The following is a 26477-nucleotide window of genomic DNA, read 5'->3' on the forward strand; positions in this document are numbered from 1 at the left end:
CCTTCTTTCGAATCACCGGAAAGGAGAAATCGTTTGCCGGAGCGGCATAAGGTAAAAGCGGGATTTTCTCCGACTGTCGATTGCGCCGTGCTGATAGTCGCTGCCGAAAAAGGCTTTGCTGCCGATGAAGGCATAGAACTGCAACTCGTCCGAAAACAATCCGCACGCGGTGTCTTGACCGCGCTTGCCGAGGATGAGGTTCACATAGCCCATCTGCCCGCTCCGGTGCCGGTCGGTTCCGCAGTCGGCCTTGATGAGCTGCCGGCCGATATTATCGGCGTTTTCACACTTTCCCTCGGCGGATCGGCAACCACCGTTTCGCACGAATTTTACGACGAGCTTTACCGTGAAGGTTTGAAGCTTCCGGACCCTGCGGCCTTCGGGCGGGCCATGGCCCGCGTCTGCGCGGCACGCCGTGCTGCAGGTAAAAACCCGCCGGTCTTTGCGGTCGAGGATATCGTGTCCACACCGTTTTATATGTTGCGTTATCTGCTTGGAAGCTGCGGTGTGCTGCTCGGCCGGGACATGGAAATCGTCGAAGCCCTGCCGAAAGCCATGCCCGGCCTGCTGGAAAACGGCAAGGTCGATGCGCTCTGTACCGCCGAACCGGCGGGCAGCGCCGTGGTGCTGGGCGGCGCCGGGCGGATTGTTACGACCGGGGCGCTGATCTGGCAAAATGCGCCGGAAAAGATACTGGCCGGGAAGCGGCAGTGGACTGAGGAAAACGCCACCCTGCTGGAAGGGCTGCTGCGAGCGCTCTACCGCGCCGGCGAATGGTGCGCCAATTCCGCCAATATCGAGGAACTGACGGGTATCCTCGCCGCCCCTCATTATATGGACGAGAACGGCGAGTTCCTGCTGCCGGCGCTGACGGGCTATATTTCCACTTCGCAGAGGGACATGCGGCGTTTTCAGGAGTTTTTCGTGACCAGCGCCAAAGCCGCAAATTTTCCGTGGCAGAGCCAGGCGTTGTGGTTCTTCAGCCAGATGTTGCGTTGGGGCGAGGTTCCCGCAGAATGTCGGTTCGACGCGGCCGTGGTGGAGGCCGCGCGCAACGCCTATCGGCCGGATATTTTCCGCAAGGCGATGAAGCCGCTTTTCGTGCCGGTGCCGGGCGCCAACCTGAAACTCGAAGGCACGCTCAGGGAGCAGGTGCATGTCGGCGCGTCGCGCACGGGCCTCGTCCTCGGCCCGGACTGTTTTTTCGACGGCCGGGTCTTTGATCCTGAAACGCTCGATATGGACGACGAAATCTGAAATGGCAGCGGTTAATCGTCGCTAATCTCTCCTGTTTGCGCTTTGGCATTGGCGAAGCGCTCCCGCTTGTCTATGGATGGCGCGGAAGAGTGCCCATATCCAGCCGGACCACGTATACGGAGTAAGACAATGGCAGACGTCAGCAAGAACCAGGTGGAAAAGGCTCTGGAAGCCGTCATCTATCCCGGCAGCGGCAAAAGCATCGTGGCGCTCGGCATGGTCTCGGAAATCTTCATCGCCGATGCGAAAGCCTATTTTTCGATTACCGTTCCCTCCGACAAGGCGCAGGAGATGGAGCCGTTGCGGCTTGCCGCTGAAAAGGCGGCGAGGGGCGTTCCGGGCATTGTCGGCGCCGTGGTCGCGCTGACGGCGGATCGCAAGCCCGGCCAGCAGCAACAGCCGCCGCGCCCCGCCGCTGCAACCGGCCGCCCGGCTGCGCAGCCGCGCTCCTCCAAGGTGGGCGTGCCGGGTGTCGGCGCCATCATCGCCGTCGCCTCTGGCAAGGGCGGGGTCGGCAAGTCCACGACATCAGTCAATCTGGCGCTTGGTCTGCAGGCGCTTGGCCTCAAGGTCGGTATGCTCGATGCCGATATTTACGGTCCTTCTATTCCCAAACTCCTGAAGATTTCCGGCCGCCCGCAGCAGCAGGAAGACCGCATCATCCTTCCCATGGAAAATTACGGGCTGAAGGTCATGTCCATGGGCTTCCTGGTGGATGAGGAAGCGGCGATGATCTGGCGTGGACCGATGGTGCAGTCCGCCCTGATGCAGATGCTGCGCGAAGTTGCCTGGGGCGAACTCGACGTGCTGGTGCTGGACATGCCGCCCGGCACGGGCGACGCACAGCTGACCATCGCCCAGCAGGTGCCGCTTGCCGGCGCCGTCATCGTCTCCACGCCGCAGGATCTGGCGCTGATCGATGCGCGCAAGGGCATCACCATGTTCCGCAAGGTGGAAGTGCCGCTGCTCGGCGTCATCGAGAACATGAGCTACTTCATCGCCCCGGATACCGGCGCGCGCTACGATATTTTCGGCCATGGCGGCGCGAAGGCCGAAGCCGAGCGGATCGGCGTGCCGTTCCTCGGCGAAGTGCCGCTCACCATCTCCATCCGTGAAATGTCGGATGCCGGCACGCCTGTTGTCGTCGCCGAGCCGGATGGTCCGCAGGCCGCGATCTATCGCGATATCGCCGAAAAAGTCTGGGCGCGCATCGGTGCGGGTGAGAGAAAAGCCGCGCCGAAGATCGTTTTCGAATAACGCAACGGCTTTCGGCATAAACCGAAAAAGCGTTTCTCGGTATTGAATAGTCTTTTTAAAACAGAAGATTAATCGTCAGTATCAGGCAAGTTTTCTGGATGTGAACACCGAGAAATGCTTCGCCTGCAATGCTGTCGAGAAAAAATATTGCTTGATTGCATCTCGCTTTGGGCGCATACGCCTGCGCCGTTTGGCTCTTGGTCCATCGGGCTGGCGAGATATAAAATCCCGCTCGTTCCGGCGTGCCCTGAAGTGTTGTCCAAAGGTTTGCCGACCGCAAACAGGATATGTTAAGCAGCATTGCGGCTGAAGCTTGCGATGTGGACCGGAGAAGCGGATTGATAAAAGCCTACCGCGCCAATTGCGAGGCGATCAGCCTGTCGCCAGACGACGGCTCCGGACAGATTCCCGACGACATCGTCTGGATCGACATTGTCAATCCCGACAGGGCGGAAGAGCAGCATGTGGAAAAACTGCTGGGGCTCGATCTGCCCACCCGTGAGGATCTGAAGGATATCGAACCCTCCAGCCGCCTGTATATGGAAGACGGCAATGTCTTCATGACCGCCTCTCTGGTGTGGAAGGCGGATTCGGACGATCCGCGCCTCACGGATGTCGCTTTCATTCTTGCCGGCAAACGTCTCGTGACGATCCGTTATGCCGAGCCGAAATCCTTCCACCTCTTCATCGCCGCCATCACCCGCGTGCCGCACGAAATGCGCAGCGGCACGGCCCTGCTTCTGAAGCTCTTGGAAACCATCGTCGACCGCACGGCGGAAATTCTCGAAAATTCGGTCACCGGCATCGACAATCTCGCCGCCGACATACTCGGCAGCCAGGCACGTTCCAAACGCAAGGCGCCGCGTTATCTCGAAGACCGTCTTACCAACATCGCCGCCTATCACCGGCTGATCTCCAAGGTCCGCGTCAGCCTCGCATCGCTGGCGCGGCTGCAGACCTTCCTCTCCACCAGCGATCAGGCGCGCGGGGATAAGGAAGCGCGGGAACAGGGCAAGTCGATCGGCCGCGATATCCAGTCGCTGAACGAACATGCCGCCTTCGTTTCCGGCAATCTGACGTTTCTGCTGGATGCCTCTCTCGGCATCATCAATATCGAGCAGAACGGCATCATCAAGATTTTCTCCATCGCTTCGGTGGTGTTCCTGCCGCCAACGCTGGTGGCCTCGGTTTATGGAATGAACTTTCAGCTCATGCCGGAGTTGAACTGGACATTTGGTTATCCACTCGCGCTCGTCATCATGCTGATGTCCGCAATCATTCCGTTTCTCTTTTTTCGTTGGAAGGGCTGGCTCTAAGGAGCCAGGATCATCATGTCTCAAATCGTCGATAAGGACGTTGCCGAGAAACCGGACGCGGATGACAAACATCAGAACAAGGGGCTTTACGCCGCGATCCTTGGTTCGATCGGTGTCGTTTATGGCGATATCGGCACCAGCCCGCTTTACGCCTTCCGCGAAGCCCTGCGGCCGATCGCCTATGATGGCGTGACGCGGGAAGAGGTCATCGGCCTGACCTCGCTGATGATCTGGGCCCTGACGATCATCGTGACGTTCAAATATATCACGCTGCTGCTGCGCGCCGACAATGACGGCGAAGGTGGCACGCTGTCGCTGCTGGCGCTGCTGATGAAGACGGCAGGCACCCATCGCGGCGTTCTCATCGTGCTCGGCCTCATCGGTGCCGCCCTGTTCCTGGGCGATGCGATGATCACGCCGGCGCTGTCGGTGCTCTCAGCGGTGGAAGGTCTGAAGCTCGTCACGCCGGCCATGGATGACTTTATTATTCCGATTTCCGTCTGCATTCTTATCGGCCTCTTCGCCATCCAGTCGCACGGCACGGGAACGGTGGCGAAATTCTTCGGGCCGATCACGGCGGTCTGGTTCCTCGTCATGGGTCTCGCCGGCCTCATTCATATCGCCGATGATTTCGGCATTCTTTTTGCTTTCAACCCGTGGCATGCGGTGGAGTTTCTGGCCAATGAAGGCTTTTACGGCATCGTCGTGCTCGGCGCGGTCTTCCTGACGATCACCGGTGCCGAAGCGCTTTATGCCGATCTTGGCCATTTCGGCCGCCGCCCCATCCAGTGGGCATGGTTTTGTCTGGTTTTCCCGGCTTTGACGTTGAATTATCTAGGCCAGGGGGCGCTGGTGCTCAAAGACCCGGCGGCGATGTCCAATCCGTTTTATCTTATGTTCCCGCAATGGGCGATCCTGCCGGCCGTCATTCTGGCCACCGCCGCCACCATTATCGCCAGTCAGGCGGTCATCACAGGCGCGTTTTCGCTGGTGCGTCAGGCCATCCATCTCGGCTACCTGCCGCGCATGGAGATCCTCTTCACGTCTGAAACCAATACCGGGCAGATCTATCTGCCGGCCGTCAACACCATCCTGCTGTTCGGCGTCGTCGCGCTGGTGCTCACCTTCAAGAGTTCCGATGCGCTGGCCACCGCCTATGGTATTTCCGTCACCGGCGCGATGGTCGTCACCAGCCTGATGTTCTTCGAATTCGTGCGCAAGCGCTGGCAATGGTCGGTCTGGCTGGCCCTTGCCGTGCTGGCACCGCTGCTGCTGCTGGAACTGGTGTTCCTCGGCGCGAACCTGCTCAAGATTCATGATGGCGGCTACGTGCCGGTGATGCTGGCGATCGCCTTCACCATTATCATGACCACCTGGCAGCGCGGTTCGAAGATTCTCTTTGCCAAGACCCGCCGCAGCGACGTGCCGCTGAAGGCTTTCGTCGCCTCGGTGGAAAAGGAAAGCGCCCATGCGCCGGTGCGCGTGCCCGGCACCGCGATTTTCCTGACCGGCGATCCGGAAGCCGCCCCGGCGGCATTGCTGCACAATCTCAAGCATAACCACGTCCTGCATGACAAGAACGTCATCCTGACGATCCGCACTGAAGACCAGCCCCGCGTTCGACCGGAGAACAGGTACACGCTGACGAAACTCAGTGATCGTTTCGCGGTGGTGGAACTGCATTTCGGCTTCATGGAAACCCAGAACGTCACCCAGGCGCTGGGTTATCTGAGACGCACCGGCTACAAGTTCGACATCATGTCGACCTCATTTTACCTTGGCCGCCGCAAGCTGGTGCCGGATCCGAAGTCCGGCATGCCGGGCTGGCAGAACCGCCTGTTCATCGCCCTTGCCGAAACTGCCGCCGACCCGTCGGATTATTTTCGCCTTCCGGCCAACCGTGTGGTGGAACTGGGTTCTCACGTCGTCGTGTGATGACGCGGGCATGCCTTCAGTTAGCTGAGCGGCCTCCTTCTTTCCGTCATACCGGCCTTGAGCCGGTATCCAGCCAGCCCAACTCCTTGGGCTGAAAAGGGGTCTTTACACCGCGCCGGCGCGCTTCGGCCGGATTCCGGCTCGAGGCCGGAACGACGGATGTGGAGATGGCCTGCGGGACATTTATGATCGGCACATGCGAACTCGACTCCACGCCATGCGCATTAGAAGGCGCGCACACATTAACGTGAAGCCACGTCCGCTCGCCGCGTTAACCAAGCATCAAGGTTAATAAGAGATTCTTCAACACCTGTAGCAAATATGGTTGTCGGTGTTCGGAGTGCTGGTTTTGCGTTCGAAAAGTGTAATGCGTCGTCGGTCCTCCGCGTCCCTTCAGGCATGGACCTCCAGATGGGCCTCACCCGTCGTCTTCGGCCTTGCCGCCTGGCTCGTCTTTCCTTCTCTCGCCGCGCGTGCGGATCTGGCCTCGCTCTTGGCCGGGTTGGACAATGGCGGCGAACAATGGCGCATGGTGCTGACGGCCTCTCCGGCGGGGTCGGTGCACAATGCCTCGCTCACTTTTAATGATGCGGCAGGCGAGGCGGCGCTGCATGGCAGCGGCATGACCCTGCCGAATGGCAGCAAGGTCGCCTTCGTCACCAACAAGAAGGGCGAGGCCACGACGCCGGACAGCGAGCGTGTCAATCGCGCCGCCAAGAAGGGCCGCATCGTCGCCACCGAAATCATGCAGCCGCCAAAGGCTTTCACCGCCGGCTCCGTCCTTCAACGCACCAGCATGCTGGATATAGAGCCGCTGAAGCGCAAGGACCGCACGGCTTTCGTGAAGCCGAAGCGCGGCAAGGATGTTGAACTCGCCTCCTTCTATTTCCGCCGCGATGAAAAGAAGGTGGACAAGAGTGTGTCGCCGATGTTGGCGGAACTCATCACCAACCGTACCCCGGATATTCTCGCCACGGCCTACGCGCCGGCCGCGCCTGACTTTGCCCGCGAATCGCCCTTCGACGCCATTCTCAAAAAACCGGAAGCTGGCCGCTTTGTGCCGCAGATCAGCCCGGAAGACCATGCCTGGGCGGCGACCCCGCTGCCGGCCGAGGTTTTTTCCGCAGCCGAACAGCAGTGCCTGGCATCCGGCATCTATTTCGAAGCGCGCGGAGAATCGGTCAAGGGACAGGCAGCGGTGGCGCAGGTCATCCTCAACCGCGTGCGTAACCCGGCCTATCCGAAAACCATCTGCGGCGTGGTCTATCAGAATAAGGACTGGCGCAACCGCTGCCAGTTTTCCTTTGCCTGCGACAATATCAAGGACCGCGTGAATTCCGAACGCCATTGGAAAATGGCGCGCGAAGTGGCCATGGCCACCACCGCCGGCAAGATCTGGCTGAACGAGGTGGGTTCCGCTACGCATTATCACGCCGTTTATGTTCGCCCCGCCTGGGGCAAGTCCATGAAGAAGGTTGGCCGCATCGGTCTGCACGTGTTTTACCGTACCTATGGTGGCGGCTGGAGCTGATACCACCGCCAATTCGTCGCATTTTGCGTGTCAAAAATGCCGATTCCCTCGCGAAACATCGCCGCCAAACGGTGATTTGGCATCAAGCTATTGTTTTTCAATGATTAATTTGTGCTGAAACAAGCTGCCTCAGTGCCTTGACTAGAGAAGCCCCTAAAACTATGTTGCGCGCGACTTCAGAGCGGGCTGGAACAGGCTTAATCCGTCACCGTTTACAACTCCAAAGGGTTCTGGCATGGCTGGAACGGAGAAAATGGGTGGGATTTTAAGATGACTGGCAACCGTGACGATAGTCTGGACGAGCGTCGCAAACGCCTTGCTGATGAGTTGGCAAAGGTGAAAGCGGAGGATGAGGCGGAAGTGAGGGCGGAGACCAACGCTGCGGAAAACCGGAAAGGTTTTGCGATGGCGGTCAAGCTCTCATCGGAGTTCATTTCGGCCATCGTGGTCGGCGCTATGCTGGGTTATCTTCTGGACTATTTTGCCGGCACGACGCCGTGGGGGATGATCGTTCTTCTCCTTCTTGGTTTCTGCGCAGGCGTATTGAATGTGTTGCGCTCGACGGGTGCGGTGGCCAAGCCGCCGTTGCTGGAGAAGGCGGGCAGGCGAGACGAGGGTGGAAAAGACGGCGTTTAAGCTGTTTTTTCTTGCAGTTGAGATGCCGCCAAGCGCGGCGACAGGTAAAGAGGGCAGCCGGTGGCAAACGATCCGACCCATCAGTTCTTGGTGCAGCCGATCATTCCGATCGAAATTGGCGGCGTCGATTTTTCCTTCACCAATGCGTCGCTTTTCATGGTTGCGACCGTGGCCGCCGCTTCCGGTTTCCTTTATTTCGCAACGTCGAACCGCGGTCTGATCCCGACCCGCATGCAGTCCGTTGCTGAAATGTCCTATGAGTTCATCGCCTCCATGCTGCGCGAAGGCGCCGGCAAAAAAGGCATGGTATTCTTCCCCTTCGTCTTTTCGCTGTTCATGTTCGTGCTGACGGCAAACCTTCTCGGCATGTTCCCGTATTTCTTCACGGTCACCAGCCAGATCATCGTCACCTTCGCGCTTGCCTGCCTCGTCATCGGCACGGTCGTCGTTTACGGTTTCTACAAGCACGGTCTGCATTTCTTCGGCATCTTTGCCCCCTCGGGCGTGCCCAAGGCGCTTTTGCCGCTTGTGGCGTCGATTGAAATGATCTCGTTCCTGTCGCGTCCGATCAGCCTTTCCGTTCGTCTCTTTGCGAACATGCTGGCCGGCCACATCACGCTCAAGGTTTTCGCAGGCTTCGTCGCCTCCATGGGTGCGCTCGGCGCGCTCGGCATCGGTGGCGCCGTTCTGCCTCTCATCATGACGGTCGCAATGACCGCTCTCGAATTTCTCGTTGCCTTCCTGCAGGCTTATGTGTTCGCGGTACTGACTTGCATGTACCTGAACGACGCCGTGCATGGTGGTCACTGAGAAGTAAAGTCGCTGGCCCCGGAAACGGGCGTCAAGAATAGCCGCAACAACCAATATCTCAAGGAGTCTCACATGGAAGCGGAAGCAGCAAAGTACATCGGCGCAGGTCTCGCATGCCTCGGCATGGCTGGTACGTCCCTCGCACTCGGCCGTATCTTCGGTGATTACCTGTCCGGCGCACTGCGCAACCCCTCTGCTGCCGACAGCCAGTTCGGCCGTCTGGTATTCGGCTTCGCCGTTACGGAAGCTCTGGGCATCTTCTCGCTGCTCGTTGCTCTCCTTCTCCTGTTCGCTGTCTGATAACGGCATCAGGTCTGGATCACGGCCCGCGAATGGCGTGCCGTGATCCTTCGCATTTGCAGTCCCCCTGGAGGTGAGCATGTTCGTGACCGAGGCTTATGCCCAGTCAGCACCGACCGTAGGTGAAACGCATACGGAAACTCCGGCCGTTGGCCAGCCGCAACCGGAAGCCACGCACACGGAAACCGGTGTAGCGCATGGTGCCGAACACGGTGCTTCCGGCGTTTTCCCGCCGTTCGACCAGTCTACTTATGCATCGCAGGTCCTTTGGCTGGCGATCACGTTCGGCCTTTTCTATCTGCTGATGCAGAAGGTCATCGTTCCGCGCGTCGGCGGCATTCTCGAAAACCGTCACGGACGCATCGCACAGGATCTCGACGAAGCGGCACGGCTGAAAACCGAAGCTGACGCAGCCGTCGAAACCTATGAAAAAGAACTCGCGGCAGCCCGCGCCAAGGCAAGCTCGATCGGCTCTGCGGCACGTGACGCCGCCAAGGCCAAGGCTGACGCCGACCGCGCCGCCATCGAGGCAGGACTTGCTGAAAAGCTCGCCGCCGCCGAAAAGCGCATTGCGGGCATCCGGGACCAGGCTTTCGCCGATGTCGGCGCCATTGCCGAGGAAACCGTGACCGCGATCGTCGACCAGCTGGTTGGCGCCAAGGTCAAGGACGCCGACGTCAAGGCCGCCATCGCCGCCGCTTCTAGCGTGAAGGGAGCCTGACATGGCATTTGATGCATCATTTTTCGCTCTTGTCGGTCTCGTCCTTTTCTTTGTCCTGATCGCCTATCTCAAGGTTCCGGGCATGCTCTCCAAGTCTCTGGACGAACGCGCCCAGAACATTCAGGACGAGCTGGCCGAAGCCAAGCGCCTGCGTGAAGAGGCCCAGCACCTGCTGGCCGAATATCAGCGCAAGCGCAAGGAAGCCGAAGCAGAAGCCGCCGGCATCGTTGCCGCCGCTGAACGCGAAGCCGCTGCCCTGACGGAAGAAGCCAAGCAGAAGACGGAAGAATTCGTCGCCCGCCGCACGGCTCTGTCGGAACAGAAGATCAAGCAGGCCGAAGAAGACGCCATCGGCGCCGTCCGCGCCGCTGCCGTTGACATCGCCATTGCCGCTTCCGAGAAGCTGCTGGCCGAAAAGACCACGGCTGCCGCAAAGGCCAAGCTTTTCACCGCCACGATCGGCGAAGTGAAGTCGAAGCTGAACTGAGATTTATCTCGGTATTGTTCAAAACCCCTCCGGCGCGAGCCGTGAGGGGTTTTTTCGTCTGGGCCCCAGGGATTGGTTAGAAATATGGCACCGGCAGGCCTGTCGAAATGCTGTTCCTTTAGTAGGCCACCCATACAAACGGTCAGCTTGCAGGGGGCAGGTTAAAGGGACGGGTATTGGCAAACTTTGGGGTTTGGCTTTCTGGACCCTAAATATTCGATGGCGCGTCCGCGTTCACCGGCAACGATTATTGCCGCAGCAGCAGATTTCCCTATTCTACGGAGCAAGCGACTAGGTCGCGATGCTGAGACAGCCTCATGAAGCTCCGCAGGACATAGCCAAATGATCGACTTTTATCCGCTGTATTCTACCCCACAGAGTGAAGCGATCGAAGATTTTATCAATCGGCACTACGAACTAAAGCAACCTGTATCCTGTAAGCTGCTTCAGCGTGGATTTAACGACGTTTATCTCGTCACCGTGAACGACAGCGAGCGTTATGTGTTTCGGCTTTCCCACCGTCGTTCCCGTGGCGCAGCCGACGTCAAAAGCGAAACTGCATTTCTGTCCCATCTCTCGAAATCAGGAGTTCCAGTTGCCGGGCCAGTTCCGACACGTGACGGCGCTTTCTTCGTCCGAGGCCAGGCGCTGGAAGGTGCGCGCGAGGGCGTGCTTTTTGACGCGCTTGGTGGGCGTGAAGTGCATGCCGCTGATGCTGGCGATGCCCGGGCTAATGGAAAGACCCTTGCTCTTGTGCACAACGCCGCAGAGACATTTTCCATTGGCGAAACGTTATATCGGCTTGATCTCGAACATTTGTTGCATCGGCCTCTCGCACGAATACGCGACAGCGGAATTGTGGATGATGCGCAGGTTCTCGTTGATCTTCAAGACATCGCCAAGCGCGCAGCAACGGCGATCGAGGCGGCCGGTGATCTGACTTGGACATATTGTCATGGAGATTGTCACGGTTTCAATTCGCGTATCAATGAGGCTGGTGAAGCTGTATTCTTCGACTTTGATGATGGAGGTCCGGGGTATCTCGCTTATGATCTCGCTGTCTTCCTCTGGGCTCAAATCTCCTTTGGCCGGGAACAGATTACCGTCTGGCACGCCTTCGTGGACGGGTATCGGGCAATTCGGCCGATATCGCCTGACGACTTCGAAGCGGCGCTGAGGTTTGTGACGGTTCGTCACCTATGGCTTATGGGTGAACACGCAAGCCGAACCCACGAATGGGGAAGCAACTCTGTCGAATGGATTCCGAGGCAGGTTAATTTTCTCACCAAGTGGGAGATCGATCGATTTTCCGATCGTCTGTTCTGAGGCTGACGCCAGCACGCCATGCTGAAAAGACTGGCCGCTCTCTGTTTCAGACAAAGTGGCGTCCTGACTTGCACCCGCTTCCAGATTTTATCCGTGTCGATGTATTTTGCATTGCGAAGGTGCTGATCGAACAAATTTATCTGAATCACGAGTTGCGTCCGTCGCGCCACGATCAATCCCGCTTTAGCGGCCTGAAACTCATCCTGTGCAGCGGGCAGGGGCCATGGCTTTCGATAGCGCGCAGATGGGCCGGTGTGCCGTAGCCGGCATGGCCCTCAAAGCCATAGGACGAATGCACCAGACCGGCGCGCTCCATCATCCGGTCGCGGGTCACCTTGGCGATGATTGAGGCGGCGGCGATGGAGAGGGAGCGGGAATCACCCTTGATGACGGCTTTGGCCTCGCAGGCAATGCCCGGCGGCCTGTCGCGGCCGTCGGCCAGCACGAGGGCGGGGGAGGTTTCGAGGCCGAGTACGGCGCGGCGCATGGCGTCGAGGCTGGCGCGCAGGATATTCATGCTGTCGATCAGGCCGGGGCCGGAGGAGGCGACCGATACGATCGATGTTTCCATGATCTGGATGAAGAGGCTTTCCCGTTTCAGCTTCGTCAGCTTCTTGGAATCGTCCATACCCTCAGGAATATTGTCCGGATCGAGAATAACGGCTGCCGCGACCACCGGGCCGGCGAGCGGCCCGCGGCCTGCCTCATCCGTACCCGCCACGGGCCAGAGCCCCTTCTTTTTTGCTTCAAGTTCGAAGGAAAAATCCGGGCCGGTATCGGCGAGATCGAAGAGGACAGGAGAATCGGGTGGTGCGCGGCGTTTCATGCGGCGAAACTTGCACACACACCCGATCTCCTGCAAGCCCCCGGAGGCGGGCGATGACAGGCAGGGTGAGCCGGGTCGAGGGGGCGTGGCTCACTATGCCCTTCAGGTCATCATGACCTTTGATCCTCCAACGGGGCGGCGGAGGAAAAACGATCGCACGCGAGGCGGCGGTTCCGGGGGGCAATGTCCGGCTGGCCAGGGAAAACCCGCCGGGCATTTCTTGGGGAGCGTGGCCGCCCGAAGGGAAGAGGCCAGCGCTCCTTGTCGTGTTCTGCCTGATATCGTCGCACCCGCTGTGTGGCGCTTCGATCAGGCAGGATGTTTTCAGCGTCGGTTTTTTAAAGCAGCGACAATTGCACCCCTGCGCCGCCCGGCGGCACGAAGAGATCATCGCGCAGATGAATGCCGCGGCGGATGAGGCCAAGCCGTTTCGTTGCCATTTCGAAACGCCTGCCGATCTGCCAGGCGTAAGGGCCGGCGCCCTTCATGCGTTTCCCGAACTCCGCATCATAATCCTTGCCGTCGCGCATGGAGCGCACCAGCGACATGACGTGACGATAGCGGTCCGGATAGTTGCGCAGCAGCCAGTCGCGGAAGAGCGGGCTCACCTCCAGCGGCAGGCGCAGCAACACGTAAGATGCTTCGCTCGCACCGGCGGCCTTGCCGGCTTCCAGAATCCGTTCGATCTCATGATCGTTGAGTGCCGGAATGACAGGTGCCATCATCACGGCAACCGGAATGCCCGCTTCCGTCAGCGCCTTGACCGCTTCCAGCCGCTTTTCCGGGGTGGCGGCGCGTGGCTCCATGTTGCGCGAGAGCTTGCGGTCCAGCGTCGTCACGGAAATGCCGACCTTGGCGAGACCCTTTTTGGCCATGGGGGCCAGAATGTCGATATCCCGCTTGATCAGCGCCGATTTGGTGACGATGGCGACGGGATGGTCGGCCTTGGCCAGCACTTCCAGTATCTGCCGCATGATGCGCCATTCACGCTCGATTGGCTGATAAGGATCGGTGTTGGTGCCGATGGCGATCACCCGCGGCTTGTAACCCGGTTTTGCCAGTTCTCTTTCCAGAAGCTTTGCCGCATCCGGCTTGGCAAACAGTTTCGATTCGAAATCCAGCCCGGCCGAAAGACCCATATAGCTGTGCGTAGGCCTTGCGAAACAATAGATGCAGCCATGTTCGCAGCCGCGATAGGGGTTGATGGAGCGGTCGAACGGGATATCGGGCGATTCGTTACGGGTGATGATGCTGCGCGGCTTTTCCACCTGCACCTCGGTGCGGAATTCCGGCATGTCTTCGAGTGTCTGCCAGCCATCGTCGAAAACCTCGCGCTGCAGGGCCTCGAAGCGGCCATCCGGATTGATCCCGGCGCCACGGCCACGACGACGGTCGATCTCGATCCGCAGGCCCGATGAATCGGCCAGCGCATTGGCAATATCTGGCATATGGCTCGGCTGGAAGGCAGCCTGCCCCGAAAGCGTATGGTTTCTCATCTGGATGCTCCCGGGCGCCGCGCGCCTGAAGGCCCGCCAAACACCCTAAACCGTTTCCGTTCGAACAGGCTTTCTTCCCCTCTTCGATGATTAAATTCCTAACGCAAAAATGAGAACAATACAAGAACAAAAATGCAGAACCGATATTTGTCCACATCCCGGCAGGGAAAGGTTGGGGGAGTGATTTCGTCGCGGGGCGGGGGTGCCGATTCGCACCGGGAATGGCGGATTTTACCACGATGGGAATAGTGGCAATTTATTGTGCGATGCGTTAGAGCTATGCATATGTTGACAGTCATGATGGAATGCCGGGATCAGGAACCGGAGCTGGCGCATACCTTGTCTGCGCTTGTAACCGGTGCCGTGGAAGGGCTTGTAAGCGATGTGGTGATCCTTGATCACGGCTCGCGCGATGGATCGTCGCGTGTCGCCGATGCCGCCGGCTGCCGCTTTTATGGGCAATGGGACATTGAAGATGTCATGCGTTCTGCGCGTGGACAGTGGATATTGCTGGTGGAGCCGGGTGCGCGGCCGCAAAGCGGCTGGATTGAGGAAATACTGGAATATGTGACGGTATGTGCGGAGCCGGCGCGGTTTTCGCCCTCCCGTTACCACAAGCGTCCATTCTTCAGCCGAATCATGCGTCGTCCGCCGCCACTGGAACATGGCTATCTGATGCCGAAGAAACATGCGGTGGCGATTGCGAAATCCGGCATGGGCCTGACGCAGTTCGTCCATGCGCAAAAGCCGCGCCGCCTGAATGCGGAACTGGTTCCCGCCTGGACCACGCGACCTTCGAACTAAGCTCGAGAATGATGCTCGCTCCCGTTTAGCCGGCGGCAAGCACCTTGCCGGGGTTCATGATGCCGGCGGGGTCGAATGCGTGCTTGATACGGCGCATCAGGTCCATTTCGATACCGGGCCGAATGGCGGCCAACTCGTCGCGTTTCAGCTGGCCAATGCCATGTTCGGCGGAAATGGAGCCGCCGCGCGACAGAACGATACTGTGGACGATCTCGTTCATGTCCCGCCAGCGGCCGAGGAATTCGGCTTTGTCGGCACCCACCGGCTGGGAAATATTGTAATGGATGTTGCCATCGCCAAGATGGCCGAAGGCGCAGACGCGGGCGCCGGGAATAGCGGCAATCACGGCCTTTTCCGCCGTCGCCATGAATTCCGGTATTTTCGACACCGGCACGGAAACATCATGCTTGATCGAGCCACCTTCCGGCTTCTGCGCATCCGACATGCTTTCGCGCATGTGCCACAGCGCCTGCCGCTGGGCTTCTGACGCGGCAATCACCGCATCCGCAACCAGCCCGGCCTCAAAACCGCGCTCCAGCAGCGATTGCATCATCGTCTCGGCTGTCTCCGCCGAATCGGAGGTGGAGATGTCGATGAGCGCGTACCAGTCATGCGGCGTCTGCAGCGGGTCGCGCACGCCGGGAATATGTCTGGTGGTGAATTCGACGCCGATGCGCGGCATCAGTTCGAAGCCGGTCAGCGCCGTGCCGCAGAGGTTCGAGGCCATTTCGAACAGCTTCAATGCGTCTTCGGTGGAACCGAGCCCGGCAAACGCCACCTGATGACCGAGCGGCTTCGGGAACAGCTTCAGCACCGCGCCGGTGATGATGCCGAGCGTGCCTTCCGAACCGATGAAGAGGTCGCGCAGGTCGTAACCCGTATTGTCTTTTTTCAGCCGGCGCAGCCCGTTCCAGATCTCACCGGTCGGCAGGACGACTTCAAGCCCGAGGCAGAGCTGACGCATATTGCCATAGGCAAGCACCGCCGTGCCGCCGGCATTGGTGGCGAGATTGCCGCCGATGCGGCAGGAACCTTGTGAGCCGAGCGACAGCGGGAACATCCGTTCCACCGTCTCCGCTGCCTTATGGATGTCATCGAGAATGCAGCCGGCATCGGCGACGATGACATTGGCGACCGGATCAATATCGCGGATGCGGTTCATGCGCTCCAGCGACAGGATGATGTCGGTGCCTTCCGCCCGGGGCGTCTGGCCGCCGACAAGCCCGGTATTGCCGGTCTGCGGCACGATGGGGGTGCCGGTCTCGCTGGCGAGCTTCAGGATGGCGGCAACCTCTTCGACCGAACCGGGCTTGATGAGCAGCGGCGAGGCGCCGCGATAAAGCCCGCGATTTTCCACCAGACGAAGCGCCATTTCCGCCGGGTCGCGCACCGCATTTTTATCACCGACAATGGCGGTGAAGCGGTCGAGGATGTCGGAGGAGGGAATGGCGGTGGTCGTCATGGGCGGCGTCTCGCTGTCGTTTGAAACATGGGCGAAAGGGGTTTAAGTGGCGTCAGCCTCTCGGCGCGGCGGCGCGGGAAAGGCGGTCGTTGATCGCCTCTCCGAGACCATGCGTGGGAATGGCGGTGATGGCGATGGTCTTTGCGCCGGTCGCATCGGCGGCTTTCAGATAATCGAACAGATTGGCGGCGGCCTCGGCAAGATCGCCGGCGGGGCTGAGATCGAAAACGGCGCGGGCCGCTTCCTCACCTTTAGTAGCGACGCTGCCGAAACGGATCAGCGCCTCGCCCGGTAAAACAGATGTGGCGTCGAGGCGCACGGATGCACCGGGCGCATAATGCGACGCCAGCATTCCGGGTGCTTCAATGGCAGCGGAGGCCTTTTCGGGCCGCTCCAGCCGCAGGCCGGTAACATGCTCGATGTTCTCGGTAACGATGCCGCCGGGGCGAAGCAGCCGCACGCGGCCATCCTCTTCCACCTTGACGATGGTGGATTCGACGCCGACCGAGGCGGCCCCGCCATCAAGAATGAGATTGATCTTCTGGCCGAGATCGGCCTCCACATGGGCGGCACTTGTCGGGCTGATCTTGCCGGAACTATTGGCGCTGGGGGCGGCCAGCGGCCTGTCGAACCGGCGGATCAGGTCGCCGGCAAAACCCTGCGGCACCCGGATGCCGACCGTATCAAGCCCGGCCGTCGCCAGCGAATGAATGCCGCTGTCCGGTTTCAGCGGCAGAACCAGCGTCAGCGGGCCGGGCCAGAAGGCCTGCGCAAGCTTCAGCGAAATGGGGTCGAAGACCGCATAACGCTCCGCCATGGCAATGTCGGCCATATGGCAGATCAACGGATTGAACTGCGGCCGGCCTTTCGTCTGGTAAATGCGGGTGATGGCCGCCGGATTGGTGGCGTCGGCGGCAAGGCCATAGACGGTTTCCGTCGGCAGGGCGATGGGCTGGCCGTCCGCAAGCTCCGCCACGGCTGCCTGCAACGCGGTTTCCCGCTCGTTTTCGATGTTGATATGACGCGCCATGATGCTGCCTTTCAGCGCGCTCAATAGCGTATTTCTGGCCGGGATGGAAAGCGCTATCGTTTATATCGCCTTGATGATCCTGCGCATCTCTTCCGAGCGCGCGCCGAGCAGCAGCACATTTTTCAGCGCCACGCGTGGATCATGGGTCTGGAACAGCAGGCCACCGCGATGGAAGGAGGTATCGACGGCGAATTCCTTATCGGGAAGCGCATTGATGGCGACGGCAAAATACATCCGCGAATAACGCGCATCGATATTTTCGAAGAAGTTTTCGGCACCGCTCAGCTCGGCGAAAAAATTCGCGAAATAGAAGGACCAGAGCACGTGGCGTTCCGCGTCGAAGCTGGTTTTCGCTGCCGTGACATGACAATAGCCGAGATGTGGCCGGTCGTTGAGCAGATGGTGGGAGACCATCTTGGGAAAACGGATGGACTGGTGAAAGGTGTTGAGGCGGTTATGGGTGGCATCGGCGGCGGCTTCCAGCTTGCGCCCGGTCATCGCCGCCACCTCCTCGTGGCTGTAATAGACACGCTCCCTCGGCAACCAGCGTTCTTCATAACGGCTGATCCGGCCGGTGCGCAGGAAATCCGAATGCGCGGTCTTCGACCGTATCGGCATGATCGAATGTCTGGCCGCATCGAAATAACGTATGCGTGTCGCCTTCTCCACCAGGAACGCCCTCGTTGCTGTCGATGCGGCAAGATAATTTAGTTCGCGTTAATACTCCGTTGCGTCGCACCCCCTGTTTTCTGACGGGTGGACAGGCAATCGCGCTGTATCATGCGTCATATTGCGACGTGGTTTTTCTCACCGAGTAGCTGCCGGATTTCGCAGCGGAATGGGCTGTGACAGGCATTTGCGGATGTCGCAATTTGTCGCCAATGCGGAAGCCGATGTCGCTGTCTGTGCTGCTGCAAATGACCGCCGGTGTTTAGATGTGATCATGCTTCCGCAGCCCGGTAAATGGTGCCGGGCAGGGCGGTTTGATCGAGGATTTGGCCATGGAATTGCGTGATACCGTATTGCGCCAGCTGAAGAACCGCCGCGAAGGCTTCAGCCTGGAACAGCCCTTCTACACGGACCAGGATTATTTCAAGCTGGATATGGAAACCATCTGGTATCGCGACTGGCTGTTTGTCGGCCATGATTGCGAAGTGCCCAAATCCGGCAATTATTTCACCGTGCAGGTCGGCTCCTATTCCGTCGTCATCGTCCGTGGACGCGACGGCGAGATCCGCGCCCTTCACAATTCCTGTCGCCATCGCGGCTCCCGCGTCTGCTCTGCCCACAAGGGCCAGTCCGCTCGTCTCGTCTGTCCCTATCACCAGTGGACCTACGATCTCGACGGCAAGCTTTTGTTCGCGCGTCATATGGGCGAGGAGTTCGACAAGGCGGAATTCGGCCTGAAGCCGGTCGCCTGCGAGACCGTTGCCGGTTACGTCTTCATCTGCCTTGCCGACCAGCCGGCGGATTTTGCGCCCATGCGGGCCGAAGTCGAGAGCTATATGGCCCCGCACCGCATCTGGGAAGCCAAGGTCGCGCATGAAAGCACCATCATCGAAAAGGGCAACTGGAAACTCGTCTGGGAAAACAACCGCGAGTGCTACCACTGCGCCGCCAACCACCCGGAACTCTGCCGCACCTATCCTGAAAACCCGAGCGTGACGGGAACGGATGGCGGTGCCAGCGACCCCGACATCGGCGGCCACTGGGCGCGCTGCGAGGCCGCCGGCCTGCCAAGCCGTTTCAAGATCGATCCGCAGGGCCAGTTCCGCGTCGCCCGCATGCCGCTGATCGGCGAAGCGGAAAGCTACACCATGTCGGGCAAGCGCGCCGTGCGCCGGCCGCTGTCCGAAGATGTCAGCATCAGCCATATCGGCGCTTTGCTGCTGTTCCATTATCCGACGACCTGGAACCACTTCCTTGGCGACCACGCCATTTCCTTCCGGGTGCTGCCGCTCAATGCCAATGAGACCATGGTCACCACCAAATGGCTGGTGCACAAGGATGCAGTGGAAGGCGTGGATTACGATCTGGAAGACCTGACCCACGTCTGGAACGAAACCAACGATCAGGACCGCCGCATCGTCGAGGAAAACGCCTTCGGCATCCGGTCGCCTGCGTACCAGCCCGGCCCCTATTCCATGGAAGACGAGGGCGGTGTGATGCAGTTCGTCAACTGGTATTCCGATTTCATGATCGACCGGCTTTCCGGCGACAAGGCCCGGCTTTCGGCAGTAGCGTGATGCGAAGATGAATATGGTTGTGACCTACAAGCACATAGACGAGATGAAGCCGTGGAGCGACAAGCTCCAGCTGCTGGAGTGCATTTCGGTGACACCCGAAACGCAGGATGTGATGACGTTCCTGTTCCGCTCCGAAGACCAGAACTGGTTCCGGTATCTGCCGGGCCAGTTCGTCACGCTGGAACTGCCGGTGGGCAAGGAGCCGCTCTATCGCACCTATACACTGTCCTCCAGCCCGTCACGGCCCTATGCGCTTTCGGTCACGGTAAAGGCGCAGGCCAACAGCATCGGCACGCGCTGGATGTTCGACAATCTGAAGCCCGGCATGAAAATCCGGGCGCTCGGACCGCTCGGCGATTTCTCCTATGTGCGGCACCCCGGTGACAAATATCTGTTCATCTCGGCAGGATCCGGCGTCACGCCGATGATGTCGATGGTGCGCGACATGAGCGACCGTGCGCCGCAAAGCGATATCGCCTTCATCAACTGCTCGCGCTCGCCGTCCGATATCGTCTTCCGCCACGAGCTGGAATATCTCGCCCGCTTCATGCCAAACCTGTCTCTCGGCTTTATTGTCGAGAAATGCGGTCGCACCGATCTGTGGTCGGGGCTCAAAGGCATGGTCGACAAGGCCAAGATCGCGCTGCTCGCGCATGACTTCATGGAGCGCACCGTCTTCTGCTGCGGGCCGGAGCCGTTCATGGCCGCCGTCCGCTCCATGCTCGATGCGTCCGGCTTCGACATGAGCCGTTACCATCAGGAAAGCTTTTCGCCCGCCGCCCCGGTCACGGTCGGCGAGAGCGTTCTCACCGATGTGGATGGCGAAGCGCTGTCGATGGTGGGCTTTACGCTGTCCGGAAAAGAGATGGCCTGCCAGCCCGGCCAGACGGTACTGATGACGGCGCGTGCTGCCGGTGTGCGCATCGGGGCCGCATGCGAATCGGGTATCTGCGGCACCTGCCGGGTGCTGAAGCTGTCCGGCGAGGTGGAGATGAACCACAATGGCGGCATTCTCGATGACGAGATTGAGGAGGGTTATATTCTCGCCTGCTGTTCGCGGCCGTTGACCGATGTGAAGGTGGAAGCCTGACGAAGGCGTTCCCCGGAAGTGCCGTTGGTTCCGGGGAAAAAGGCCTTCGTAAAACAAATAGCTAGGTCGTTCTGGCGCGTCGCGGAAAAGCCAGGGCGATCTGGCGGACGCGTCGTCCTTGCCATCTTCTCCGGATGGTTGTCATGGAACCAAATCTCCCTAAACTCGTTTGCACGTCATCGAATTCTTTTCGGGTGTAGAAACGGGGGCTTACCCTTATCTCCGACAAGAGCGCGTGGGTGAAGAGGCGCGGTCCAACGCGCTGAAGCAAACGGAGGAAGATCATGATGAATTTCCGGACAACGAGCGTCGCAACGGCGATGATCGTGTTCCTCACAAGCTTTACGCCGTCGCAGGCGTTCCAGGTGCCTGTTCCGATGCCGAAGCCGGTGGTTTCGACTGACAATGTCGTGCCGGTTCAGTATCGTGAATGGGACCGCAGGTATGACCGTCGTTATGACCGCAGGCACGGCGACCGTATGTATCGCCCGCGCCCGCCGCGCGACGGTTATTATAACGGTCACCGCGGTTATCGTGATCGCCGTCCGGGCTACCGATACCATAATGGCTACTGGTTCCCGCTGGCAGCCTTTGCGGCCGGTGCGATCATTGGCGGTGCCGTGCAGCAGCCGCGCCCGGCCTATGGCGGCAGCCATGTCTCCTGGTGCCAGAACCGCTGGCGTTCGTATCGCGCTTACGACAACACCTATCAGCCGAACAGCGGTCCGCGCCGCATATGCGTATCGCCTTACAGCCGCTGACAGGATTTTCGAAAGCCCGGATTTTCATCCGGGCTTTTGTTTTCCGGGCCGCCGGATTGGGTAAACGAAGCGTGATTGGGTCGTTAATGCTGGGTTCAGGCGAAACCGCCTAGCCTGCAACCTGAAATGTTTAAGCCAGACTGAAAACTGGCCGAGTGAGAAGAAAAAACTGCTATTATTCACGTAGAGCGGCCTGTTGACCGTCGTGAATGGAGGAAGTCAGATGAGAAACTATATGAAGAATATCTTGGCTGTCGGTCTTTCTGCGATCGTGATTGCAGGAGCGATGGTTCCCGCAGAAGCGGCAATGCCGTTGCCGATGGCACCGAAAAGTGTCGAGGCAGGCAACGACGCCGGCAATATCGTCAATGTCCAATATTGGCGCGATCGTGACGGTCGTGGCTGGGGCGGCGAACGTCGCGGCTGGTATGGCGGCCATCGCGGTTATCGCGATTATCGCCCGGGCTATCGTCACCATGACGGTTACTGGTTCCCGCTCGCAGCCTTTGCGACGGGTGCAATCATCGGCGGCGCCCTGTCGCAGCCGCGTGAAGTCTACCGTCCGGTGCCGGAATATCGTCCGCGCCCGGTCTATCGCGAATATCGCCCGGTCCGCCGTGGCGGCATGAGCCAGGCGCACGTAAACTGGTGCTATGGCCGTTATCGTTCCTACGATGCCTATAGCAACACGTTCCAGCCTTACCATGGCCCGCGCCAGCCCTGCTATTCGCCTTACAGCTGATAGAATGCCAGGCTGAAATTGACAGAGCCGTCCGGTCATCACCGGGCGGCTTTTTTATTACAAGATCCGTGCCCGTTTGAGCACGAACCAGGCAAGCACGACCGAAATCACGATAAAGACGCCGGCCGACAACGTGCCGCCGGTGCCGACTGTGAACGGCAGCTCATCAGTATTCATGCCGAAAAAGCCTGTCACCAGCGATGGCGGCAGCAGGAAGGCTGTCATCAGCGACAATATGTAAAGGTGCCGGTTGGTTTCCGACGAAAGTTTGGAATCGATTTCTTCGTGCAGCAGCCTTGCGCGTTCCTGCAGGGCATAGACGTCGTGATCCACCGCTTCGAGGCGACCCATCAGGCGTGAGGCGACATCTTCGAAACCGTCAGGCATCTCGTCCTCATCAACGGCCGAAGCGCGTCGCATCAGGGTGAGAACGGTGCGCAGATGCCGGTGCAGGCGAACCACCGTGCGGCGCAGTGGCGCAAGCCGCCGCCGCTCGTCACGGTTTTCGCTGTCATAGACCAGATCTTCGATGGCGTTCAGTTCTTCCGTCGTCTCCATCACCAGATTGATGAGCGAGCGCTGGAATTCCGCCACCAGCCCCTCGAACACATGCGATGGCGTGAGATAGCGGTTGGAATTCTTGTCGACCGCCGCTTTTAGCCGGTCCACCGAATGCAGCGGCTGCAGGCGCGTGGTGATGATGAAACGGTCGCTCACCGCAAAATGCAGCCAGCCGAAATCCCGTGTTTCCTTGTCGAATTCCCGCTGGAAATCGACCAGCGTGCCATAGAGCGATTTTTCGTCGACCACGATGGAAGGGTGCGTCTCATGGGTGGTGAGGCTTGCCCGCGCCGCCGGGTCGAGACCGTCGATGGTTTCGAGAAAAGCCGCTACGCGCTGGTCGGCGAGATTGAGATGCAGCCAGAAGAAACCTTCGCACTCGGCCACCTCGTGAAAGCGCGCATCGGCCGCCAGCCGCCGGCACGGGGCTGTGCCGGGGTGGAACTGATAGGCCCAGACGAGGCCGGGAATATTGGGCGTTATGAGATCCATCGTGGCAGTCCTGACCGGCTGGATGGGAGGAGGGAAGGCGTCTGTCGTTCTGGTGCGGGAGCGGCAGTGGTGGCACGGCGCCTTTCAGCGCATGCTGAGCAAATTCATATGACAGTTTTATAACAATCCCGCTGAAATGGCGGGAATTTTCAAATTGACGTTTACGTAAAAATCATTTAGCCCGAAGGCAGTAGCAGGATACAAAAGCTTCGGGAGGAGGCAGCATGTATAGCGCGCCGGTGGATGATATCGCCTTCACACTCAAACATGTAGCGGGTCTTGAAGACGCGCTGGCAAAGGGTGTGCTGGGTGATCTCGGTGAAGATCTGGTGGATGCCATTCTGCAGGAAGCCGGCCGTTTCGCCACGGAACAGGTCGCCCCGCTCGCCGATATTGGCGACCGCCAGGGCGCGAAGCTTGCCGACGGCAAGGTCACGACGCCGGATGGCTGGGCCGATCTTTACCGCCGCTGGGCGGAAGCCGGCTGGAACAGCCTGACGGCGCCTGAGGAATTCGGCGGTCAGAACCTGCCGCATATGCTGAATGTTGCAGCCCTCGAAATGTGGAACTCCGGCTCCATGGCGTTCGCACTGGCGCCAACGCTGACCATGGGCGCGGTGGAAGCCATCGTCACCCACGGCAGCAATGATCTGAAACGCACCTATCTTCCCAAGCTCGTTTCCGGCGAATGGACCGGCACGATGAACCTGACCGAACCGCATGCGGGATCGGACCTTGGCGTGTTGAAGAGCCGGGCGGAGCGCAATGGGGACGGCACCTACCGCATCTTCGGGCAGAAGATTTTCATCACCTGGGGTGAACACGACGCGGCTGATAATATCATCCACCTCGTTCTTGCTCGCCTGCCGGATGCGCCGGCCGGAACGCGTGGCATTTCGCTATTCCTCGTCCCGAAATTCCTGCCCGATGAAAACGGCGCGCCGGGCAGCCGCAACGACCTTTTCTGCCATTCGCTGGAACACAAGCTCGGCATTCACGGCTCGCCCACCTGCACGATGATCTTCGGCGACGGCAGGTTTGGTGAAGAAAAAGGCGCTCTGGGTTGGCTGATCGGCGAGGAGAACAAGGGCCTCGCCTGCATGTTCACCATGATGAACAACGCCCGCCTCGCCGTCGGCATGCAGGGCGTGGCGATCTGCGAAGCGGCGACCCAGAAGGCTATCGAATACGCAAAAGAACGCACGCAGGGCAAGGCGCCCGGCTGGCAGGGCTCCGGCATGAGCCCGATCATCGAACACCCTGATATCGCCAGAACGCTTTTGACGATGAAGGCGCTGACGCAAGGGTCGCGGGCGATTTCCTTCAGCTGCGCCCATGCCATCGACATGGCGCATGCCAGCGAAGACGCCCGGCAGCGCTCTCACTGGCAGGAGCGCGCTGCCCTTTTGACGCCGATCGCCAAGTCCTTCTCCACCGATGCCGGTGTGGATGTTGCCTCCATGGGCATTCAGGTACATGGCGGCATGGGCTTCATCGAAGAGACGGGCGCGGCACGTTACCTGCGGGATGCCCGCATCGCTCCGATCTACGAAGGCACCAACGGCATACAGGCCATCGATCTGGTGCTGCGCAAGCTGCCGCTTTCCGATGGCGCGCAGGTGCGCGGTTTCATCGGCGAATTGCGCGAGATCGCTGCCCGGACTACCGCTTCGAACCGTGATGATCTGGGCGAGACCGCCGGTTATCTCGACGCCAGCCTCAACGATCTGGAAACGACAACCGACTGGCTGCTGGATCGCATCAAGGCCGGGGAAACCGAAACCGCACTCGCCGGCGCGACACCCTATCAACGTCTCTTCGGTCTGGCGCTGACAGGCGCCTATCTCGCCAAGGGCGCATTGGCCTCCGTCGATGATGGCAGGGGCGCACATCGCGCCGCACTTTGCCGTTTTGCGGCGGAAAACCTGCTGGCGGAAACGGCTGCGCTGAAGGATCGCGTTATATCAGGCGCGGCAAGCCTTGCCGCAGCCCGCACCGTATTGGCCTGAGGAGGTTCAGATGTCGGACGATCATATTCTTGTCGAGCGGGTCGGTCATGCGCCTGACGTTCTGACCATCCGCTTCAACCGGCCGGAAAAGAAAAACGCCATCACCGATGCGATGTATCTGCGTATGGCACAGGCGCTGCAGGCCGCCAATGACGACCCGGAGATTCGCGTCGTTGCCTTTCTCGGCACGGAAGGCTGCTTCTCCGCCGGCAACGACATGGCCGATTTCCTTGCCTTCGCCATGTCGGGCGGGAAAGGCAAGCTCGCCGCACTCGAGCTTCTCAAAGCACTCGTCGCCTTCGACAAACCGCTGGTATCCGGTGTGGACGGGCTTGCCATCGGCATCGGCACGACACTGAACCTGCATTGCGACCTGACGGTCGCCTCCACACGCAGCCTGTTCAAGACCCCGTTCGTGGATCTGGCACTGGTGCCGGAAGCGGCCTCCAGCCTGCTCGTGCCGAAGCTTGTCGGTCATCAGCGCGCCTTTGCACTGCTTGCCATGGGTGAGGGATTCTCGGCTGAGCAGGCAGTGCAGGCTGGCCTGATCTGGAAAGTCGTCGCCCCCGAGCATGTGGAGAGCGAAACGCTGGCGCTTGCCACCCGGCTTGCGGCCAAACCGCAGCAGGCGCTGAAGATCGCCCGCGATCTGGTTCGCGGCAACCCGGCCGATATTCTCGCCCGCATCGAAGAGGAAGGCCGCCATTTCATCGCGCAGCTGCAGAGTGCCGAAGCCCGCGCCGCCTTCGAGGCATTCATGCGCCGCTAGTCGTTTCGGGGGACTAGGGACGGTTGCTCACCGTCTGGGAGCGCGCCACTTGTTTCTTCTCCCCGCCGGGGAGAAGTCCACAGCAGCGGGATGAGGGGGCAAGCTCCCCGAAATCCGGCAACGTTTCGCCCTCATCCGACCCTTCGGGCCACCTTCTCCCCGGCGGGGAGAAGAAACACGAGCGGCATCGTTAGGCGCTGGAAGCCGCTGTGCTTGTGAATGCGGATTATGTATGGTCCATCAAATCGGTCCGGAAAACGGATCGCACCAACTCTCCGTCCGAAGGCACCCGCATGCGCCACCTGGTTTTCGCCCTGTCCGTCTTTCTTTCCGCCGCAACCGTTGCAGAGGCAGCAGCGATCACACGCTTGCCGGTTTCGGGCAGCAACATCATTCTGGCGCAGTCAAGCGATGACGACAGCCCGGACTACAATTCCAGCAACAGCCGCAGTCACCAGCGCCGCGCGCGCTTCGTCTGCGTCATCACCCCGCCGGAAAGCGCCAATCGCCGCCGCCCGTATATCTGCCCGATCGAGCAGGGTCGGGTTGGCGGTGCCTGCCGCTGCTCGGGCGTGGTCGGCAACGGCACCGTCGATACCGCCTGGTGATTATT

At 59.9% G+C, this 26477-nt stretch carries 25 protein-coding genes; 19 read left to right on the forward strand and 6 right to left on the reverse strand.

Annotated elements, in window-relative coordinates; all coding sequences use genetic code 11:
- Positions 1-33: 33 nt before the first annotated feature.
- The 11 genes from QSV77_RS01695 (at position 34) to QSV77_RS01745 (ending at position 11576) form a co-directional block, all read left to right on the forward strand.
- On the forward strand, positions 34-1257 hold the full coding sequence (locus QSV77_RS01695) for a CmpA/NrtA family ABC transporter substrate-binding protein (RefSeq protein WP_302732340.1): 1224 nt from the start codon (positions 34-36) through the stop codon (positions 1255-1257).
- A gap of 129 nt (positions 1258-1386) precedes the next feature.
- Positions 1387-2514, forward strand: a complete 1128-nt coding sequence (locus QSV77_RS01700) for an Mrp/NBP35 family ATP-binding protein (RefSeq protein ID WP_269698579.1) — start codon at positions 1387-1389, stop codon at positions 2512-2514.
- 338 nt (positions 2515-2852) lie between these two features.
- Positions 2853-3830: a magnesium transporter CorA family protein gene (locus QSV77_RS01705; protein ID WP_161991137.1), complete on the forward strand. Its 978-nt coding sequence runs from the start codon at positions 2853-2855 to the stop codon at positions 3828-3830.
- 15 nt (positions 3831-3845) lie between these two features.
- On the forward strand, positions 3846-5765 hold the full coding sequence (locus QSV77_RS01710; protein WP_302732341.1) for a potassium transporter Kup: 1920 nt from the start codon (positions 3846-3848) through the stop codon (positions 5763-5765).
- Between the two features lie 367 nt (positions 5766-6132).
- The gene (locus tag QSV77_RS01715; RefSeq protein WP_269698578.1) at positions 6133-7296 is read left to right on the forward strand and encodes a cell wall hydrolase; all 1164 of its coding nucleotides are present in this window, start codon (positions 6133-6135) and stop codon (positions 7294-7296) included.
- A gap of 270 nt (positions 7297-7566) precedes the next feature.
- Positions 7567-7932: an AtpZ/AtpI family protein gene (locus QSV77_RS01720; RefSeq protein WP_302732342.1), complete on the forward strand. Its 366-nt coding sequence runs from the start codon at positions 7567-7569 to the stop codon at positions 7930-7932.
- A gap of 60 nt (positions 7933-7992) precedes the next feature.
- Entirely contained in the window at positions 7993-8742 is a 750-nt protein-coding gene (locus tag QSV77_RS01725; RefSeq protein WP_003494138.1) for a F0F1 ATP synthase subunit A, read from the forward strand.
- A gap of 72 nt (positions 8743-8814) precedes the next feature.
- Positions 8815-9042 carry a F0F1 ATP synthase subunit C gene (locus QSV77_RS01730; protein WP_003494147.1) on the forward strand — a complete coding sequence of 76 codons (228 nt, stop codon included), beginning with the start codon at positions 8815-8817 and terminating at the stop codon, positions 9040-9042.
- 79 nt (positions 9043-9121) lie between these two features.
- On the forward strand, positions 9122-9763 hold the full coding sequence (locus QSV77_RS01735; protein ID WP_302732343.1) for a F0F1 ATP synthase subunit B: 642 nt from the start codon (positions 9122-9124) through the stop codon (positions 9761-9763).
- Between the two features lies 1 nt (position 9764).
- Positions 9765-10250: a F0F1 ATP synthase subunit B gene (locus QSV77_RS01740; protein ID WP_004440269.1), complete on the forward strand. Its 486-nt coding sequence runs from the start codon at positions 9765-9767 to the stop codon at positions 10248-10250.
- Positions 10251-10592: 342 nt separating this feature from the next.
- Positions 10593-11576, forward strand: coding sequence for a phosphotransferase enzyme family protein (locus QSV77_RS01745; protein WP_302732344.1), 984 nt, complete (start codon positions 10593-10595; stop codon positions 11574-11576).
- A gap of 172 nt (positions 11577-11748) precedes the next feature.
- Here QSV77_RS01745 and QSV77_RS01750 read toward each other — a convergent pair whose 3' ends face one another.
- Positions 11749-12402, reverse strand: a complete 654-nt coding sequence (locus QSV77_RS01750) for a ribonuclease HII (RefSeq protein ID WP_302733867.1) — start codon at positions 12400-12402, stop codon at positions 11749-11751.
- Between the two features lie 338 nt (positions 12403-12740).
- Complete coding sequence (locus QSV77_RS01755; protein WP_302732345.1) at positions 12741-13898, reverse strand: PA0069 family radical SAM protein; 1158 nt, start codon at positions 13896-13898, stop codon at positions 12741-12743.
- Between the two features lie 285 nt (positions 13899-14183).
- Between QSV77_RS01755 and QSV77_RS01760 the strand changes: the two genes are divergently transcribed.
- Entirely contained in the window at positions 14184-14702 is a 519-nt protein-coding gene (locus QSV77_RS01760) for a glycosyl transferase (RefSeq protein ID WP_271360761.1), read from the forward strand.
- Between the two features lie 25 nt (positions 14703-14727).
- On the opposite strand, the gene QSV77_RS01765 is transcribed toward QSV77_RS01760, so the two are convergent.
- From QSV77_RS01765 to QSV77_RS01775, 3 genes are read right to left on the reverse strand one after another with little or no spacing between them, the layout of a single operon-like run.
- The gene (locus QSV77_RS01765) at positions 14728-16164 is read right to left on the reverse strand and encodes an FAD-binding oxidoreductase (protein WP_302732346.1); all 1437 of its coding nucleotides are present in this window, start codon (positions 16162-16164) and stop codon (positions 14728-14730) included.
- 52 nt (positions 16165-16216) lie between these two features.
- Entirely contained in the window at positions 16217-17194 is a 978-nt protein-coding gene (locus QSV77_RS01770; protein ID WP_302733868.1) for an L-threonylcarbamoyladenylate synthase, read from the reverse strand.
- Positions 17195-17254: 60 nt separating this feature from the next.
- Positions 17255-17863 carry a DUF6656 family protein gene (locus QSV77_RS01775; RefSeq protein WP_161991141.1) on the reverse strand — a complete coding sequence of 203 codons (609 nt, stop codon included), beginning with the start codon at positions 17861-17863 and terminating at the stop codon, positions 17255-17257.
- Between the two features lie 332 nt (positions 17864-18195).
- On the opposite strand from QSV77_RS01775, the gene QSV77_RS01780 reads away from it, so the two are divergent.
- From QSV77_RS01780 to QSV77_RS01795, 4 genes are all read left to right on the forward strand, one after another.
- Positions 18196-19440, forward strand: coding sequence for an aromatic ring-hydroxylating dioxygenase subunit alpha (locus QSV77_RS01780; RefSeq protein WP_302732347.1), 1245 nt, complete (start codon positions 18196-18198; stop codon positions 19438-19440).
- Between the two features lie 7 nt (positions 19441-19447).
- A complete protein-coding gene (locus tag QSV77_RS01785; RefSeq protein WP_142839200.1) occupies positions 19448-20530 on the forward strand; it encodes a hybrid-cluster NAD(P)-dependent oxidoreductase in 1083 nt (360 codons plus the stop codon).
- Positions 20531-20814: 284 nt separating this feature from the next.
- Positions 20815-21291 (forward strand): BA14K family protein, encoded by a 477-nt coding sequence (locus QSV77_RS01790; protein WP_142839201.1) that lies wholly within the window; start codon positions 20815-20817, stop codon positions 21289-21291.
- A 223-nt stretch (positions 21292-21514) separates the two neighbouring features.
- Positions 21515-22033, forward strand: a complete 519-nt coding sequence (locus QSV77_RS01795; RefSeq protein WP_302732348.1) for a BA14K family protein — start codon at positions 21515-21517, stop codon at positions 22031-22033.
- Positions 22034-22090: 57 nt separating this feature from the next.
- Here the strand turns inward: QSV77_RS01795 and QSV77_RS01800 are convergent, their stop codons facing one another.
- Positions 22091-23086, reverse strand: coding sequence for a transporter (locus QSV77_RS01800; RefSeq protein ID WP_142839203.1), 996 nt, complete (start codon positions 23084-23086; stop codon positions 22091-22093).
- Between the two features lie 224 nt (positions 23087-23310).
- On the opposite strand from QSV77_RS01800, the gene QSV77_RS01805 reads away from it, so the two are divergent.
- The 3 genes from QSV77_RS01805 (at position 23311) to QSV77_RS01815 (ending at position 26472) form a co-directional block, all read left to right on the forward strand.
- Positions 23311-25095 (forward strand): acyl-CoA dehydrogenase, encoded by a 1785-nt coding sequence (locus QSV77_RS01805; RefSeq protein WP_302732349.1) that lies wholly within the window; start codon positions 23311-23313, stop codon positions 25093-25095.
- Between the two features lie 10 nt (positions 25096-25105).
- Positions 25106-25864, forward strand: a complete 759-nt coding sequence (locus QSV77_RS01810) for a crotonase/enoyl-CoA hydratase family protein (RefSeq protein WP_302732350.1) — start codon at positions 25106-25108, stop codon at positions 25862-25864.
- 293 nt (positions 25865-26157) lie between these two features.
- Positions 26158-26472, forward strand: a complete 315-nt coding sequence (locus tag QSV77_RS01815) for a hypothetical protein (protein WP_302732351.1) — start codon at positions 26158-26160, stop codon at positions 26470-26472.
- The last annotated feature ends 5 nt before the right edge of the window (positions 26473-26477 follow it).

This window comes from Agrobacterium sp. V1 (genome assembly GCF_030518355.1).
Lineage (GTDB): Bacteria > Pseudomonadota > Alphaproteobacteria > Rhizobiales > Rhizobiaceae > Agrobacterium > Agrobacterium cucumeris.